The organism is Blastococcus sp. SYSU D01042, assembly GCF_054050515.1.
This window is the reverse complement of sequence record NZ_JBJGZM010000016.1, coordinates 1-16,314: the sequence shown is the minus strand read 5'-3', so window position 1 is coordinate 16,314 and position 16,314 is coordinate 1. Positions and strand designations below refer to the sequence as shown.

General features: G+C 74.1%; 16 protein-coding genes and 1 pseudogene. All 17 read right to left on the bottom strand.

What is annotated here, in order from left to right; translation table 11 throughout:
• Nucleotides 1-299 precede the first annotated feature (299 nt).
• Complete coding sequence (dapB, locus tag ACI79H_RS19275; RefSeq protein WP_456556036.1) at nt 300-1,100, bottom strand: 4-hydroxy-tetrahydrodipicolinate reductase; 801 nt, start codon at nt 1,098-1,100, stop codon at nt 300-302.
• Between the two features lie 49 nt (nt 1,101-1,149).
• Nucleotides 1,150-1,521 carry a VanZ family protein gene (locus tag ACI79H_RS19270; RefSeq protein WP_456556035.1) on the bottom strand — a complete coding sequence of 124 codons (372 nt, stop codon included), beginning with the start codon at nt 1,519-1,521 and terminating at the stop codon, nt 1,150-1,152.
• The gene (locus ACI79H_RS19265; protein ID WP_456556034.1) at nt 1,521-2,816 is read right to left on the bottom strand and encodes a M16 family metallopeptidase; all 1,296 of its coding nucleotides are present in this window, start codon (nt 2,814-2,816) and stop codon (nt 1,521-1,523) included. Before ACI79H_RS19265 ends, ACI79H_RS19270 begins: the two co-directional genes overlap by 1 nt.
• A gap of 65 nt (nt 2,817-2,881) precedes the next feature.
• A complete protein-coding gene (locus tag ACI79H_RS19260; RefSeq protein ID WP_456556033.1) occupies nt 2,882-5,140 on the bottom strand; it encodes a polyribonucleotide nucleotidyltransferase in 2,259 nt (752 codons plus the stop codon).
• Between the two features lie 200 nt (nt 5,141-5,340).
• On the bottom strand, nt 5,341-5,610 hold the full coding sequence (rpsO, locus tag ACI79H_RS19255; RefSeq protein ID WP_040338171.1) for a 30S ribosomal protein S15: 270 nt from the start codon (nt 5,608-5,610) through the stop codon (nt 5,341-5,343).
• A 91-nt stretch (nt 5,611-5,701) separates the two neighbouring features.
• Nucleotides 5,702-6,661, bottom strand: coding sequence for a bifunctional riboflavin kinase/FAD synthetase (locus ACI79H_RS19250; RefSeq protein WP_456556032.1), 960 nt, complete (start codon nt 6,659-6,661; stop codon nt 5,702-5,704).
• Nucleotides 6,662-6,690: 29 nt separating this feature from the next.
• Entirely contained in the window at nt 6,691-7,830 is a 1,140-nt protein-coding gene (locus ACI79H_RS19245; RefSeq protein ID WP_456556031.1) for a branched-chain amino acid aminotransferase, read from the bottom strand.
• 108 nt (nt 7,831-7,938) lie between these two features.
• The gene (locus ACI79H_RS19240; RefSeq protein ID WP_456556030.1) at nt 7,939-8,277 is read right to left on the bottom strand and encodes an antibiotic biosynthesis monooxygenase family protein; all 339 of its coding nucleotides are present in this window, start codon (nt 8,275-8,277) and stop codon (nt 7,939-7,941) included.
• 59 nt (nt 8,278-8,336) lie between these two features.
• The gene (truB, locus tag ACI79H_RS19235) at nt 8,337-9,251 is read right to left on the bottom strand and encodes a tRNA pseudouridine(55) synthase TruB (protein ID WP_456556029.1); all 915 of its coding nucleotides are present in this window, start codon (nt 9,249-9,251) and stop codon (nt 8,337-8,339) included.
• Nucleotides 9,252-9,276: 25 nt separating this feature from the next.
• A complete protein-coding gene (locus tag ACI79H_RS19230) occupies nt 9,277-10,560 on the bottom strand; it encodes an MATE family efflux transporter (RefSeq protein ID WP_456556028.1) in 1,284 nt (427 codons plus the stop codon).
• A 46-nt stretch (nt 10,561-10,606) separates the two neighbouring features.
• Nucleotides 10,607-11,617: a DHH family phosphoesterase gene (locus ACI79H_RS19225; protein ID WP_456556027.1), complete on the bottom strand. Its 1,011-nt coding sequence runs from the start codon at nt 11,615-11,617 to the stop codon at nt 10,607-10,609.
• A gap of 2 nt (nt 11,618-11,619) precedes the next feature.
• Nucleotides 11,620-11,862 (bottom strand): hypothetical protein, encoded by a 243-nt coding sequence (locus tag ACI79H_RS19220; protein WP_456556026.1) that lies wholly within the window; start codon nt 11,860-11,862, stop codon nt 11,620-11,622.
• A complete protein-coding gene (gene rbfA / locus ACI79H_RS19215; RefSeq protein ID WP_456556025.1) occupies nt 11,859-12,368 on the bottom strand; it encodes a 30S ribosome-binding factor RbfA in 510 nt (169 codons plus the stop codon). The genes ACI79H_RS19220 and rbfA overlap by 4 nt, the downstream gene beginning before the upstream one ends.
• A 68-nt stretch (nt 12,369-12,436) precedes the next feature.
• Nucleotides 12,437-12,733: a DUF503 domain-containing protein gene (locus ACI79H_RS19210; protein WP_456556024.1), complete on the bottom strand. Its 297-nt coding sequence runs from the start codon at nt 12,731-12,733 to the stop codon at nt 12,437-12,439.
• 35 nt (nt 12,734-12,768) lie between these two features.
• Nucleotides 12,769-14,607 (bottom strand): translation initiation factor IF-2, encoded by a 1,839-nt coding sequence (gene infB / locus ACI79H_RS19205; protein ID WP_456556038.1) that lies wholly within the window; start codon nt 14,605-14,607, stop codon nt 12,769-12,771.
• A 927-nt stretch (nt 14,608-15,534) separates the two neighbouring features.
• Nucleotides 15,535-15,681, bottom strand: a pseudogene (locus ACI79H_RS19200) (translation initiation factor IF-2 N-terminal domain-containing protein); the annotation flags it as partial.
• Between the two features lie 177 nt (nt 15,682-15,858).
• Nucleotides 15,859-16,131 carry a YlxR family protein gene (locus ACI79H_RS19195; protein WP_456556037.1) on the bottom strand — a complete coding sequence of 91 codons (273 nt, stop codon included), beginning with the start codon at nt 16,129-16,131 and terminating at the stop codon, nt 15,859-15,861.
• Nucleotides 16,132-16,314 lie beyond the last annotated feature (183 nt).

Sequence of the window (16,314 nt, the reverse complement as noted above, 5' to 3'; positions counted from 1 at the left end):
CTCGATATCAATCAACCAAAGGAATCCCAGCCGAGATCCGAAGAACCCGGCACGGGGTATTACTTGGCACTGACTTTCGGCACGCTGTTGAGTTCTCAAAGAGCGGACGCGCAGACACTCGACCCTCACGGGCGTCGTCCCTGGCTGGATGTCCAACACTACGCCGGTTTCCGTTGCCCCCGCCAGCGGCGGGTCCCGGTCCGGCAGACCCTCAGGTCCGCGCGGCGCATGGAGAACCATACACGCCCCTCAGGGGCGCTCCGCAACCCCCCGGGGAGCGGTCCCCGTCACACCCGCGTTCAGAGGCCGAGCAGGTGCTCGATGCCCACCGTGAGGCCCGGCCGTCGGCCGATCTCGCGGACCGCCAGGAGCACCCCGGGCATGAAGGAGGCGCGGTCGTAGGAGTCGTGCCGCAGGGTCAGGGTCTCCCCCGCGGCGCCCATGAGGACCTCCTGGTGCGCGACCAACCCGGTCAGCCGCACCGCGTGCACCGCGACCCCCTCGACGTCGGCGCCCCGGGCGCCGGGCAGTCCCTCGGTGGTGGCGTCCGGCGAGGGGGGAAGGCCGGCCTCCCGGCGGGCCTCGGCGATCAGCCGGGCCGTGCGCACCGCGGTCCCCGAGGGGGCGTCCACCTTGTTCGGGTGGTGCAGCTCCACGACCTCCACCGACGGGAAGAAGCGCGCCGCCTCCTGGGCGAACTTCATCAGGAGCAGGGCGCCGATCCCGAAGTTGGGGGCGATGATCACGCCCACCTCGGGCTTGGGCGCCAGCCACTCGGCGACCGTCGCCAGGCGGGACTGGTCGAATCCCGTCGTCCCCACCACGCAGTGGATGTTGTTGTCGATGCAGAACCGGATGTTGTCCATGACGACGTCCGGGCGGGTGAAGTCCACGACCACCTGCGTGCCGGCGTCGGCCAGGCCGAACAGCCAGTCCCCCTCGTCGACCATGGCGACCAGCTCGAGGTCCTCGGCGTCGTTGACCGCCTTCACCACCTCGGTCCCCATCCGACCGCGGGCACCCAGCACCCCGACGTTGATCACGGGCGCGTCACCCGGGGAGGTCGGAGCGGGCTGCGGGTCCGGCGCGGTGGGAGTCACGCGGCCAGGCTTCCCGGACGGCCGCCGAACCGCAAGACAGCTCCCCGGTTCAGGGCGCCGTCGTGCTGCGGCGGGTGACGGCGCTCCACAGCACCAGGCCGAGCAGCACGCCGACGACGTCGGCGACCCAGTCGGCGGCCGAGACCGTGCGGTCCACGACCGCCACTCCCTGGAGCACCTCGCTGACCGCCGCGTAGACGACGAGCAGCGGGGCCAGCACCCGCGTGGTCATGCCCGCCCACCGGCCGCTGAGCGCCAGGGCGGCGAACAGGCCGACGTGCACGAGCTTGTCCACCCCGGCCGGGGCCGCCGGCACGTCCGAGGCCGGGGCGAACAGCACCGCGAGCGAGAGCAGCAGTACCACGGCGAAGACGCCCCGGGCGAGGGCGCCGTGGACGGCCAGGGTCGGGTGGGACGCCATCAGAGCCGGTCGAGGTCCTGCTCGCGGTACGGGCCGACGACCGCCAGGCAGGTCGGCCGGCCGAACAGCTCGGTCGCGACCTCGCGCACCTGCTGCTCGTCCACGGCGTCCAGGCGGACCAGCACCTCCCGCACCGGCAGGTACTCCCCGTAGGACAGCTCGCTCTTGCCCAGCCTGCTCATCCGCGAGCCGGTGTCCTCCAGGCCCAGCACCATGCCGCCCTTGAGCTGACCGCGGGCCCGGACCACCTCGTCGGAGGTGAGCCCGTCGGCGGCGACCCCGTCCAGACCCGCGCGGATCAGGCGGAGCACCTCGGGCACGCGCTTCTTGGAGCACCCGGCGTAGACGGAGAACGCGCCGCCCCCCGCGTAGTGCGTGAGGGCCGAGCCGACGCTGTACACCAGGCCACGCTTCTCGCGGATCTCCTGGAACAGCCGCGAGCTCATCCCGCCCCCGACCGCCGCGTCGAGCACGGCCGCGGCGTAGCGGCGCTCGTCGAGGCGCCCGAGGCCCGGCGTGCCCAGCAGCAGGTGGGTCTGCTCGGTGCGCCGCGAGATGAGCCCGGTCGGCTGCGCGGGCCGCTCGGCCCCGGGGTCGCCGAGCCGCAGCGGGGCCGGCCGCGCGTCCCCGGTCAGCCGGGCCCCGAAGGCGGCGGTCACCAGGTCGAGGACCTGCTGGTGGTCCACCCGGCCCGCGGCCGTCACCACCATCGACGGCATGGCGTACCGCCGTCGGTACCAGCCGTCGACGTCGTCCCGCGTCAGCGCCTCGATCGACTCCACGGTGCCCAGCACCGAGCGCCCCAGCGGGGTGTCGCCGAAGAGGGTCTCGGAGAACAGGTCGTGCACGGCGTCGGCGGGCTCGTCGTCGCGCATGGCGATCTCCTCGAGCACCACCGTGCGCTCGGACTCGAGGTCCGCGGCCGTGTTGGTGGCGTCGGTGACGAGGTCGGCGAGCAGCTCGACGGCCAGGGGGAGGTCGCTGGCGAGCACGTTGGCGTAGAAGCACGTGTGCTCCTTGGCGGTGAACGCGTTCATCTCACCGCCCACCGCGTCCATCGACGTGGCGATCTCCAGCGCGCTGCGCGACGTCGTCCCCTTGAACAGCAGGTGCTCGAGGAAGTGCGACGAGCCGGCCACGGCCGGGGTCTCGTCGCGCGAGCCGACGTCCACCCAGATGCCGAGGGTCGCCGAGAGGACGCCGGGCATCGTCTCGGTGAGGACCCGCAGGCCCCCGGGCAGCTCGGTCCGCTCCACCCTCCCGCCGACCTCGTCGACGTCGAGCAGCTGCGTCACCCCGACGGGAACCGGGGCGGGTGCAGCAGCACCCGCCCCGGACCCGATCACGTCAGTGGACGTCGTCACTCACCCGCAGGTGCAGCGGCCTCGGCCTCGGCCGGGGCGGCAGCGGCGTCCCCCTCGGCGACCGGCACGAGGCTGATCTTGCCGCGGGCGTCGATGTCGGTGATCTCCACCTGCATCTTGTCCCCGACGTTGGCCACGTCCTCGACCTTGCCGATGCGCTTGCCGCCACCGAGCTTGCTGATGTGCACCAGACCGTCGCGGCCGGGCAGCAGCGAGACGAAGGCGCCGAACGGCGTGGTCTTGACGACCGTGCCGAGGAAGCGCTCGCCGACCTTGGGCAGCGTCGGGTTGGCGATCGCGTTGATCCGGTCCACCGCGGCCTGGGCCGACGGGCCGTCGGAGGCACCGACGTAGATCGTGCCGTCGTCCTCGATGGTGATGTCGGCGCCGGTCTCGTCCTGGATCGCGTTGATCATCTGGCCCTTGGGGCCGATGACCGCGCCGATCTTGTCGACCGGGATGCGCACCGTGGTCACCCGCGGGGCGTAGGGGCTCATCTCGTCCGGGGCGTCGATGGCCTCGTTCATCACGTCGAGGATGTGCAGCCGGGCCGCGCGGGCCTGGGTCAGCGCACCGGCGAGGACGTCGGAGGGGATGCCGTCGAGCTTCGTGTCCAGCTGCAGCGCGGTCACGAACTCCCGGGTGCCGGCGACCTTGAAGTCCATGTCACCGAAGGCGTCCTCGGCGCCGAGGATGTCGGTCAGGGCGACGTACTCGGTCTTCCCGTCTACCTCGTCGGAGACCAGGCCCATGGCGATGCCGGCGACCGGCGCCTTGAGCGGCACACCGGCGTTGAGCAGGGCCAGCGTCGAGGCGCAGACCGAGCCCATCGAGGTCGAGCCGTTGGAGCCCAGCGCCTCGGAGACCTGGCGGATCGCGTAGGGGAACTCCTCGCGGTCCGGCAGCACGGGCACGAGCGCACGCTCGGCGAGCGCGCCGTGGCCGATCTCGCGGCGCTTGGGCGAGCCCACGCGGCCGGTCTCACCGGTGGAGTACGGCGGGAAGTTGTAGTTGTGCATGTAGCGCTTGCGGGTCACCGGCGAGAGCGTGTCCAGCTGCTGCTCCATGCGGAGCATGTTCAGCGTCGTGACGCCCAGGATCTGGGTCTCGCCGCGCTCGAACAGCGCCGAGCCGTGCACGCGCGGGATGACCTCGACCTCGGCCGACAGCGGGCGGATGTCGGTGAGGCCACGGCCGTCGATGCGCACCTTGTCGCGGAGGATCCGCTGGCGGACGACCTTCTTGGTCAGCGCGCGGAAGGCTCCGGAGATCTCCTTCTCGCGGCCCTGGAAGTCAGCGCGACTGGCCACCTCCTTGATGACCTCGTCCTTGAGGGCGTCGGTGGCGTCCTCGCGCTCGGCCTTGCCGGCGATCTGCTGGGCCTGGGCCAGCTTCTCGGAGGCCTGGGCCTCGACGGCGGCGTAGACGTCGTCCTGGTAGTCCAGGAAGCGGGGGAAGTCCGCGACCGGCTTGGCGGCCTTCTCGGCCATCGCCGACTGCGCGTCGCACAGCGCCTTGATGAACGGCTTGGCGGCCTCGAGGCCCTGGGCCACGACCTCCTCGGTCGGGGCGGTGGCGCCACCGGCGACGAGCTCGATCGTCTTCTCGGTGGCCTCGGCCTCGACCATCATGATCGCGACGTCGCCGTCCGGGAGGACCCGGCCGGCCACGACCATGTCGAAGACGGCGTCCTCGAGCTCGGCGTGGGTCGGGAAGCCGACCCACTGGCCGTTGATGAGGGCGACGCGGGTGGCGCCGACCGGGCCGGAGAACGGCAGGCCGGAGAGCTGGGTGGACGCCGAGGCGGCGTTGATGGCGATCACGTCGTAGAGGTGGCCCGGGTCGAGGGCCATGACGGTGATGACGACCTGGACCTCGTTGCGCAGGCCCTTGGCGAAGGTCGGGCGCAGCGGGCGGTCGATCAGGCGGCAGGTGAGGATCGCGTCCTCGGACGGACGGCCCTCGCGGCGGAAGAACGAGCCGGGGATGCGGCCCGCGGCGTACATCCGCTCCTCGACGTCGACGGTCAGCGGGAAGAAGTCGAACTGCTCCTTCGGCTGGCGGCCGGCCGTGGTGGCCGAGAGCAGCATGGTGTCGCCCATGGTGACGACGACGGAGCCGGCGGCCTGCTTGGCGAGGCGGCCGGTCTCGAACGTGATCGACCGGCTGCCGAAGCTGCCGTTGTCGATGACCGCGGTGGCGGTGGTGACGCCGTCCTCGGCGTCGAACTCTGCGGTGATGGTGGGTGCGGACACGTGTCCTTCTCTCTTCTTCGTCGCATCGGCCTCGTGCCGACCTGCGACTCCTCTGACGGCCAGTCCCTGACTGGTGCCGTCCTGCGTCCCGGGCGACCGGTGCTCGGTCGAAGGCCTCGGGACCGGTTCCCCGTGCGGCGGGTGCCGCACGAGGAAGGGGACCGTCCCGGAGTGTTCCGGGAGCGGCCCCCTCGTGGTGCCTAGCGGCGCAGACCGAGCCGCTCGATGAGCGACCGGTAGCGGTTGATGTCGGTCTTGGCCAGGTAGTTCAGCAGCCGGCGGCGGCGGCCGACGAGCAGCAGCAGGCCACGACGGCTGTGGTGGTCGTGCTTGTGCATCTTGAGGTGCTCGGTGAGGTCGCTGATCCGGCGGGTCAGCATCGCGACCTGCACCTCGGGCGAACCGGTGTCGTTCTCGACCGTCGCGTAGTCGGTCATGATCTGCTTCTTGAGCGCGCTGTCGAGCGCCATGGTCGCCTCCGGGGCGGGTCACGTGTGGCCCTCGGTCTGAATCACGAGGGCAGGTCGCACACACGTCGGTCACCCGACGTCACCCCCCAGGCTACATGCCGAGGATCGAGCGGGTGTCCGTGACGTCCTGGGCCATGGCGGCCAGCAGGCCCTCGACGTCGGCGAACGCCGCCATCGGCCGCAGCCGGGATACGAACTCGACGCCCACGTGCTCGCCGTAGAGGTCCCCGTCGTAGTCGAGCACGTAGGCCTCGACGGTGCGCCGGCTGCCCTGGAAGGTCGGGTTGCTGCCCACCGAGACCGCCGCCGGGAAGCGCTCGCGGGTCTCGCCGGTGCGGGCGTCGCGGGTGACCAGGTGGCCGGCGTAGACGCCGTCGGCCGGGATGGCGGTGTAGGGCTGGCTCTCCACGTTGGCCGTCGGGTAGCCCAGGTCCCGGCCGCGCCGGTCCCCCCGGACGACGACGCCGTCGACCCGGTGCGGGCGGCCCAGCGCGCGGGCGGCGGAGGCCATGTCGCCGGCCGCGACGCAGGCCCGGATGTAGGTCGAGGAGATGGTGACGTCGCCGTCGTCGGAGTTGTCCTCGGCCAGCGGCACACCCTCGACGGCGAAGCCGAACCGGCGCCCCTCGGCGGTGAGGGTGGCCACGGTGCCGGCCGCCCGGTGCCCGTAGGTGAAGTTCTCCCCCACCACGACCTGCGCCACGTGCAGGTGCTCGACGAGCACGGTGTGGGTGAAGGTCTCGGGGGGCAGCCGCATGAACTCGGGCGTGAACGGCAGCACGCACATCGCGTCCACGCCGAGGCCCGCGACGAGCTCGGCCTTGCGGTCCAGGGCGGTGAGGATGGCCGGGTGCGAGCCGGGGCGCACGACCTCGGCCGGGTGCGGGTCGAAGGTGAGCAGCAGGCACGGACGGCGCATCGCGCGCGCCCGCGCCACCGCCGCGCCGATCAGCGTCTGGTGCCCGCGGTGGACGCCGTCGTACATGCCGATGGTGACCACGGTGCGGCCCAGGTCGGCCGGGGTGGCCTCCAGGCCTCGCCAGCGCTGCACGGGTTCGACGTCCTCCGGTCCGGGCGCGGTCAGCCGATGCGGTGCAGCCAGCCGCGGGTGTCGGCCACCCGCCCGTGCTGGATGTCGAGCAGCGTCTCGCGGAGCCGCATGGTGAGCGGGCCGGGCGTCCCGTCGCCCACGGTGAAGTCGCCGGTGCGCGCCTTGACCTCGCCGACGGGGGTGATGACCGCCGCGGTGCCGCAGGCGAAGGTCTCGGTGACGGTGCCGTCGGCGACGCCGCGGCGCCACTCCTCCACCGAGAACAGCCGCTCGGTCACCCGGTGCCCCATCGAGCGGGCGACCTCGATCAGCGAGTCGCGGGTGATGCCGGGCAGCAGCGTCCCGGTGAGCGCCGGGGTGACCAGCTCGGCGTCGTCGCCGGAGCCGAGGACGAAGAACAGGTTCATCCCGCCCATCTCCTCGACGTACCGCTTCTCCACGGCGTCGAGCCAGACGACCTGGTCGCAGCCGGCCTCGATGGCCTGCTCCTGGGCCAGCAGGCTCGCGGCGTAGTTGCCGGCGCACTTCACGTCGCCGGTGCCCCCGGGGGCGGCCCGGATGTAGTCCTCGGAGAGGTAGACCGACACCGGGTGCACGCCGCGCGGGAAGTAGGCACCGGCGGGGCTGGCGATGATGAGGAACAGGTACTCGTGCGCCGGGCGGACGCCGAGGAACGGCTCGCTGGCCAGCATGTAGGGCCGGAGGTACAGCGTCTGGTCCGGCCCGGTGGGCACCCAGTCGCGGTCGGCGTCGACCAGGGCGTCGACGGCGGTGAGGAAGGACTCCTCGGGCACGACCGGCATGGCCAGCCGGCGGGCACCGCGGGCGAAGCGGGCGGCGTTGGCCTCGGGCCGGAACGTGGCGACGCTGCCGTCGGGCTGGGCGTAGGCCTTGAGCCCCTCGAAGATCGACTGGGCGTAGTGCAGCGCGGCCGTCGCCGGGTCCATCTGCATGGGGCCGTAGGTCGTCAGCCGGGCGTCGTACCAGCCCTCGCCGAGCCGGTAGCGGGCCACGAACATGCTGTCGGTGAAGTAGCGGCCGAAGCCCGGGTCCGCCAGCAGCTCCTCGCGCTCGGCCGCCGGGCGGCGGCGCACGTCCTCCACGACGACCGGCACGTCCTCGGTGAACATCCGCGCGGAGGTACGGCTGTCGCTGAGCGTGTCGGTCATGGCTCCCACCTGCGAGTGCGTGCGTCGGGCGCCGGCGACCGCCGGGCCCGCGCTCACACTATCCCCGCCTCCGGCGGCGGCCGGGAGCCGACCGCCACCGGCGCGGGCTCAGGCCTGGTTCTCCTGGTTGACGTCCGGACCCGCGAACTCGAGCACCTCGTAGGTCCAGACGTGGGCCGAGTGGGGGGCCGCCGAGGCCAGCGTGTCGCCGCCGCCGTCGTGGGCGCGGTCGAAGTCCTGGCTGGACTGCCACGCCTCGTAGGCCTCGTGGCTGCTCCACCGGGTGTAGACGAGGTACTGGTCGGTGCCCTCGAGCGGCCGCAGGAGCTCGAACCACTCGAAGCCGGGCGTGGACTCGACGGCGCCCGCGCGCCCGCGGAAGCGCTCCTCGAAGCGCTCCTGCTTGTCCTTCGGGACGGTGATCGCATTGATCTTCACGACGCTCATGGCGCTCCTCTTCCCGGCGCGCCCGGCGGTCAACCGCGTCGGCGGCAGGGCCACCGGCTTCAGCGCGGCGGGAAGCCGACCTGCACCCGGGCGGTCGCCCCGGCGTCCTCGAGCAGCGCGACCAGCCGGTCGTCGGGGTCCACGGCGGCGTGCAGCCCCGCGGCCCCGGTCGCCGAGACGCGCTGGCCGTACCCCACGGCGACGGCCTCCCCGGCGGTCAGCCGCCGCTCCGGGAAGACCAGCCGCGCGGCGTCGGTCAGGGCGAGGAAGCCCGCTCCCCCGCCGGCGGTCAGCGCGGCGCCGGCGTCCTCGACCGGCGCGGCCCGGGCGACGGCGAAGGGCCCCGAGGCGGTCCGGCGGAGCGCGGTGAGGTGGCCGCCCACGCCCAGCGCGGCGCCGGCGTCGCGGGCGATGGCGCGGATGTAGGTGCCCGCCGTGCACTCCACGGTGACGTCGACGTCGACCAGGTCGGGCTCGGGGCGGGCGATGCGGTGGACGTCGAGCCGGTGCACGGTGACCGACCGCGGCTCGAGGACGACGTCCTCACCGGCGCGCACGCGGTCGTACGAGCGGCGCCCGGCCACCTTCACCGCGCTCACCGACGAGGGCACCTGCTGCAGCGGGCCGGTCTGCGCGGCGAGGGCTGCCCGGATCGCGTCGTCGTCCACCTCCGCGGTGGACGTGCTGGCGAGCACCTCGCCCTCGCGGTCGTCGGTGACCGTCGACCGCCCCAGCCGGATCGTCGCCTCGTAGGTCTTGTCGTGGCCGCCGACGTACCCGAGCAACCGGGTCGCCGTCCCGACGCCCAGGACCAGGAGCCCGGTGGCCATCGGGTCCAGCGTGCCGGCGTGGCCCACCTTGCGGACCGACAGCACCCGCCGGGCCCGGGCGACGACGTCGTGCGAGGTCATCCCACCCGCCTTGTCGACCAGCAGCAGACCGGGCGGGACGTCGGCGTCGGTGCGTCTGGTCATCGCTCGGGCGTCGTTCTCGCGGCACTCACGCCGTAACGGTCGCAGGTGCCTCGAGCCACCGGTCACCGGCCACCCGCACGAGCACGCCGACCAGCCGGAGCCCGATGAACAGGCACAGCCCGGTCCACACCCCGGCCAGGCCCCGGTCCAGGGGACCCGAGAGCAGCGAGAGCGGCAGGAACCCGACCAGGGCCGAGCCGATGGTCAGCGTGCGCAGGTAGCCGACGTCGCCGGCGCCCATGAGCACCCCGTCGAGGGCGAAGACCACCCCGGCCAGCGGCTGCACGGCGGCGAGGAACCACCAGACGAGCAGGGCCTGGTCGACCACGGCGGGGTCGTCGGTGAACAGCGGCGGGAGGACGCCGCGCAGCACGAGCAGCACCAGCGCCACGCCCGTGCCGGTGGCCAGCCCCCACACCGCCACGCGGCGCGCGGTGGCGCGCGCCTCGGCGGGGCGGCCGGCGCCGAGCGCGTGCCCGACGAGCGTCTGGGCGGCGATGGCGTAGGCGTCCAGCACCAGGGCCAGGAAGAAGAACAGCTGCAGGGCGATCTGGTGCGCGCCCAGTTCCGCGGTGCCGGTGCGGGCGGCCACGCCGGCGGCCACGAGGAAGGACACCTGCAGCACCGCGGCGCGCAGCAGCAGGTCGCGGCCGATGACCAGCTGCGCGAGGACGGCGGTGGGTCGCGGGCGCCACGCGGCGCTCTCCCGCGCCAGGGCCCGCAGGAAGAGCGCCGCGGTCACCGCCTGGCCGATGACGTTGGCGACGGCGGAGCCGACCAGCCCCCAGCCGGCCGCGTGCACCAGCAGCGGGCACAGCACGAGGCTGACCAGGCTGCCGGCCAGGACGAACCGGACCGGACGGCGGAGCTCCTGCACCCCGCGCAGCCAGCCGTTGCCGGCCAGGGAGACCAGCAGCAGCGGCAGGCCGAGCGAGGCGATCCGCAGCCACTCCTCCCCCGCCTCGGCCACCGGCCCGCCGCCACCGGCCAGCAGGCGGGTGAAGGGGCCGGCGGCGAGCTGGAAGAACGCGAGCACCACCACGCCGATCGCGGCGGCCAGCCAGGTGGCCTGCACGCCCTCGGCGACCGCACCGGCCCGGTCACCGGCACCCGCGCGGCGGGCGGCACGCGCCGTGGTGCCGTAGGCGAGGAAGTTCAGCAGCGCCGCCGCCCAGGTCATCAGACCGCCACCCACGGCCAGGCCGCCCAGCGCCACCGTGCCGAGGTTGCCCACGACGGCGGTGTCGACCAGCAGGTACAGCGGCTCGGCGGCGAGGACGACGAGGGCGGGCAGCGCCAGCGAGAGCACCGACCGCGGGGCCCGCGCCCCGGCGTCCGGTTCGACGCGCGGCGGTTCAGTCAGCGCGGAGCTCCCGGCGCAGGGCCGCGATCGTCCCCTCGCGGTCGAGGGTCGAGGTGTACCCGGCCGCCAGCGTGTGCCCGCCGCCCCCGAGCGCCATCGCCACCCGGGCGAGGTCGGTGCCGCCGCGGGAGCGCAGCGAGACCGACCACGAACCGTCGTCCTGCCCCTTGAGGACGCACGCGACGTCGGCCTCCTCGGCGGCGCGGACGACGTCGACGAGGGCCTCCAGCTGCTCGCCGGGCAGCCCGTGCTCGGCGGCCTCGGCGGTGCTCGACCAGGTCCAGACCAGACCGGCACCGGTGCCGCGCTCGAGCACGGCGCGGCCCGTGACCACGGACAACAGGCCCAGCCAGCCGAACGGTGCGGTGTCGAACAGCCGACGGCTGATCGCCGCGTGGTCGATGCCGGTCGCCAGCAGGCGGGCGGCCAGCTCGTGGGTCTCGGGCCGGGTGCTGCCGAACCGGAAGGACCCGGTGTCGGCGGCCAGGCCCGCGTAGAGGCAGGTGGCCAGCTGGCGGTCGATGGTGACGCCCAGGTCGTCGAGCAGGTCGGCGACCAGGGCGACCGTCGCCGGCGCGCCGGGGTCGACCAGCCGCAGGCCCCCGAAGCCCGGGTTGCTGGCGTGGTGGTCGACGACGACGGAGGTGCCCGCGCCGTCGAGCAGCGCGGCGAGCTCCCCGAGGCGGCCAGGCGAGGCGGCGTCCAGGCTGACGAAGACGTCCGGCGAGGCCGGCAGCGCCGACGACGGCACCAGCCCCTCGGCGCCGGGTAGCCAGCCGAGCGAGGCCGGCAGCGTGAACGCACCGGGGAAGGTCGGCAGGACGCGGGCACCGCGCCGGCGCAGCCCCTCGGCGAGCGCCAGGGTGCTGCCCAGCGCGTCGGCGTCGGGGTTGACGTGCCCGGAGAGGACGACGGTGGCCCGGGCATCGGCGGCCTCGGCGAGGACGCCGGCCACCGAGCGCGCGGCGGCCGCGACCTCCGCCGTGGGGCGGGAGACGGTCACGGTCAGGCGTCCGGTCCCGGGTCCGCCACCGGCGGGGCGTTCTGCTCCTCGGTGACGGTGCCGCCGCCGACCGGGTAGGTGGTGCCGTCGTCGGGTTCGTCGGAGGCGATGCTCGGGGCGTCCCCGATCTCACCGCGCTTGCCGCCGTCGGTGAGGTCACCGGCGCCGTCGACCTCGCGGTCGCCCAGCATCGATCGCCCCTGGCCCTCGTCGGGCTCGAACGGGTTGGGGTCGTCCTGGCTCACAGCGCACTCCTCGAACGGGCGGAGACGTCGTCGGCTCCCTCATCGGCAGCCGGGGACCCGGGTGGGAGGTCGTCGTCCTCGTCGTCCTCCGCCGGCTTGCGGTAGGGGTCGGCGTCGCCGGCGTACTGGGCACCCTCGCGGGCGCGGGCCAGCTCGGCGTCCGCGTGCCGGGCGCGCTCGAGCGCGTCCTCGAGCTCGCGGGCGGTGTCCGGGACGATGTCGGCGACGAAGGTGAGCGTCGGCACGAACTTGATGCCGGTCTGCTTGCCCACGGTGGAGCGCAGCACGCCGGTGGCGCTGGCGAGGGCGGCGGCGGAGTCGGCGATCTGCGCCTCGTCGCCGTAGACGGTGTAGAAGACCGTCGCCTCGCGGAGGTCGCTGGTCACGCGGGCGTCGGTGACGGTCACCATGCCCAGGCGCGGGTCCTTGATCTGCGTCTCGATCGCGGCGGAGACGATCTGGCGGATGCGCACCGCCAGCTTGCGTGCGCGGGCCGGGTCGGCCATCGGACCTCCTCTGGAGGGCGCACCGGGAGGGACCGGGACGCCGGGGCGGACAGGGCGGGAGGAAGGGATCAGTCGTCTGCGTCCGACAGGAGCTGACGGTGCGTCGACAGCAGCGTCACCTCCGGCCGCTCGGCCAGCAACCGCTCGCAGGCGTCGAGGACGTCGGCGACCTGACCGGCGTCCCCGGAGACGGTGGCCAGGCCGATCAGCGCCCGGCGGTGCAGCTCCTGGTCACCGACCTCCGCGGCGCTCACGGAGAAGCGGCGCCGCAGCTCGGCCACGATCGGCCGGACCACGGACCGCTTCCCCTTGAGCGAGTGGACGTCGCCCAGCAGCAGGTCGGCGGTGAGCGTGCCGGTGAACACCGCTCACCGCCGACCCGACGTGCTGGGCACCGTCATCAGGTGCGCGGGATCTCGCGCATCTCGAAGGTCTGGATGACGTCGTCGATCTTGATGTCGTTGTACGACCCCAGACCGATACCGCACTCGTAGCCCTCGCGGACCTCGGTCGCGTCGTCCTTGAAGCGGCGGAGGGACTCCACCGTCAGGTTGTCGGCGATCACGGTGCCGTCGCGGAGCAGACGGGCCTTCGAGTTGCGGACGATCGTCCCGGTGCGGACCAGCGAACCGGCGACGTTGCCGATCTTGGGCACGCGGAAGACCTCGCGGACCTCCGCGGTCCCGAGCTGGACCTCCTCGTACTCGGGCTTGAGCATCCCCTTGAGGGCGGCCTCGATCTCGTCGATGGCCTGGTAGAGGACCGTGTAGTACCGGACGTCCACCCCCTCGCGGTTGGCCAGCTCGGTCGCCTGGCCCTCGGCCCGGACGTTGAAGCCGATGACGATGACGTCGTCGGCCAGCGCCAGGTCGATGTCGCTCTTGGTGATCCCACCGACGCCGCGGTGGATGACCCGCAGCGAGATGTCCTCGTCGCCGACCTCGATCTTCATCAGCGCCTCTTCGAGCGCCTCGACGGTGCCCGAGTTGTCGCCCTTGATGATCAGGTTGAGCTGACGGCTCTCCTTGAGCGCGGCGTCGAGGTCCTCGAGGCTGATCCGCTTGCGCATGGAGGCGTTCTGCGCGTTGCGGATGCGGGCCTGGCGGCGGTCGGCGATCTGCCGCGCCACCCGGTCCTCCTCGACGACCAGGAAGGTGTCACCGGCGCGCGGCACCGACGTCAGGCCGACGACCTGCACCGGCCGCGACGGCAGGGCTTCCTTGAGCTTGGCGCCGTGCTCGTCGAGCAGCGACCGCACGCGGCCGTACGCGTCACCGGCGACCAGCGAGTCGCCGACGCGCAGCGTGCCGCGCTGGACCAGCACCGTGGCGACGGGGCCGCGGCCCTTGTCCAGCTTGGCGTCGATGACGACACCCTGCGGGTCCTGCTCGATGTTCGCGCGCAGGTCGAGCGAGGCGTCGGCGGTCAGCAGGATCGCCGTCAGGAGCTCGTCGAGACCCTGGCGCGTGGTCGCGGAGACGTCGACGAACATCGTGTCGCCGCCGTACTCCTCGGCCACCAGGCCGTACTCGGTGAGCTGCTGGCGGATCTTGGCGGGGTTGGCCCCCTCCTTGTCGATCTTGTTCACCGCGACCACGATCGGGACCTCGGCGGCCTGGGCGTGGTTGAGCGCCTCGACCGTCTGCGGCATGACGCCGTCGTCGGCCGCGACCACGAGCACGACGATGTCGGTGACCTTCGCGCCTCGGGCACGCATCGCGGTGAACGACTCGTGACCCGGGGTGTCGATGAAGGTGATCGGCCGCTCGTTGTGCTCGAGCTCGGTGACGATCTGGTAGGCGCCGATGTGCTGGGTGATGCCACCGGCCTCCTTGGACACCACGTTGGTGTGCCGCAGGGCGTCCAGCAGCTTCGTCTTCCCGTGGTCGACGTGACCCATGACGGTGACCACCGGCGGGCGGGACTCCCAGTCGCCCTCGTCGCCCTCTTCGTCACCGAAGGTGAGGTCGAAGGTCTCGAGCAGCTCGCGGTCCTCGTCCTCGGGGCTCACGACCTGGATGACCCAGCCGATCTCGGCGCCGAGCAGCTGCAACGTGTCGTCGTTGACCGACTGCGTCGCGGTGACCATCTCGCCCAGGTGGAACAGGGCCGTGACCAGCGCGGCCGGCTGGGCGCCGATGCGCTCGGCCAGGTCGGTCAGCGAGGCGCCGCGGGGCAGACGCACGGTCTGCCCGTTGCCGCGCGGGAGCTGGACGCCGCCCATGCTGGGCGCCGCCATGGAGTCGAACTCCTGACGCCGCTGCTTCTTGCTCTTGCGCCCGCGGACCGGTCCACGACCGCCCGGACGACCGAAGGCGCCGGCGGTACCGGCACCCGAGCCACCACGGCCGCGGCCACGGGGGCCGCCGCCACCGCGGAAACCGCCACCGGCCGGCGCACCGGCGCCAGGAGCGCCGCCACCGCCGCCGGGACGGAAGCCACCGCCGCCGCCGGGACCACCCGGACGGCCACCGCCGCCGGGGCCACCCGAGCGGCCACCGGGGCCGCCGCCGGGGCGACCGGGACCGGCCGCGCGACCGGGCATCATGCCCGGGCTCGGCCGACCGGGCATCATGCCCGGGTTCGGACGCGGGCCGCCGGCACCGGGGGCCGGGCGGGGACCGCCGGCACCGGGCGCGGGACGCGGGCCACCCGGGCCCGGACGCGGGCCGCCGGGACCGGCAGCCGGACGGGGACCACCCGGAGCCGGACGCGCACCCGGCGCGGCCGGGCCCGGACGGGGGCCGGCGCCGGGAGCGGCCCCGGCACCGGCGCCGGGCGCCGCGGCGGGCGGGGCCGCCGGACGGGGCGAGCTGAAGGGGTTGTTGCCCGGACGCGGGGCCGGACGGGGGCCCGGTCGCGGACCGGCACCGGACGGAGCACCGCCACCGGGCGCGCCCGGACGCGGCGCACCCGGGCGGGGCGCGGTGGGCTGCTGCGTCGGAGCCGAGGCCGCCGGGGCCTGCGGCGCGGGCGCGGCGGGACGCGGAGCGGCCGGGGCCGGGGCCGCAGGGGCCTGCTGCACGGGCGCGGGGGCCTGCGGAGCGGGCGCCGCCGGGCGCGGGCCGGGGGTCGGCGCGGACGGCCGTGCGGCCGCCGGGCCGGGTCGGGCCGCCGCCGCGGGCGGGGCGCTGGGGGTCGCGGCGCCGGTCTTGGCGCCGAGGGCCTCCCGGAGCCGTCGGGCCACGGGGGCCTCGACGGTCGAGGAGGCGGACTTCACGAACTCACCCTGCTCCTTGAGCGTGGCGAGCACGGTCTTGCTGTCGACACCGAACTCCTTGGCGAGTTCGTGTACGCGGGCTTTGCCTGGCACGGGTCTCCTCGTGTGTGAGGCCGGCGGCTTGCCCGCTCGACCTCGTCGTTAGTGGCGCATGGTCATCGTGAGAACTTCACGGCTGAGTCATCCGACGATGTCCTGTCGACATGCGGACCGGCGTTGGGCCGGTCCGACGTGGAACTTCTGGAAGGGGTGGTCGCGGCGGGGCCGCGCTCACTCGCCCGCCCGGCCCCCCGGCCCGGGCACCTCCGAGGAGGCGCCGAGGACGTGGTCCTGGAGCGGACCGACCTCCACCTGGCTGCCTCCGGGGAGGCGCAGTGCCCGGGTGAAGGCCCGGCGTCGCTCGGCTGCGTCCAGGCACCCCGGAGCGGGGTGCACCGACGCCCCCCTCCCGGGGAGCCGCCGCCGCGGATCCGGGACCAGGGCCCCGGAGCGGACGACGACGCGCAGCAGATCGGTGACCGGAGCGCGACGCCGGCAACCCACACAGGTGCGCACCGGGATCGACGTTTCGGCCACCCTGCACTCTAGCGCGTCGTGGGGCCCCGGTGTTCCACGCGTCGGGGCGGTGGGCGGGGGGGGGGGGGGGGGGGGGGGGGGGGGGGGGGGGGGGGGGGGGGGGGGGGGGGGGGGGGGGGGGGGGGGGGGGGGGGGGGGGGGGCGGGGGGG

Excerpts from the sequence above, each read along its gene's own strand:
- truB (WP_456556029.1), bottom strand. The coding sequence starts at position 9,251 with ATGACCAGACGCACCGACGCCGACGTCCCGCCCGGTCTGCTGCTGGTC.
- ACI79H_RS19270 (WP_456556035.1), bottom strand. The coding sequence starts at position 1,521 with ATGGCGTCCCACCCGACCCTGGCCGTCCACGGCGCCCTCGCCCGGGGC.
- rbfA (WP_456556025.1), bottom strand. The coding sequence starts at position 12,368 with ATGGCCGACCCGGCCCGCGCACGCAAGCTGGCGGTGCGCATCCGCCAG.
- rpsO (WP_040338171.1), bottom strand. The coding sequence starts at position 5,610 with ATGGCGCTCGACAGCGCGCTCAAGAAGCAGATCATGACCGACTACGCG.
- ACI79H_RS19245 (WP_456556031.1), bottom strand. The coding sequence starts at position 7,830 with ATGACCGACACGCTCAGCGACAGCCGTACCTCCGCGCGGATGTTCACC.
- infB (WP_456556038.1), bottom strand. The coding sequence starts at position 14,607 with ATGGCGGCGCCCAGCATGGGCGGCGTCCAGCTCCCGCGCGGCAACGGG.
- ACI79H_RS19240 (WP_456556030.1), bottom strand. The coding sequence starts at position 8,277 with ATGAGCGTCGTGAAGATCAATGCGATCACCGTCCCGAAGGACAAGCAG.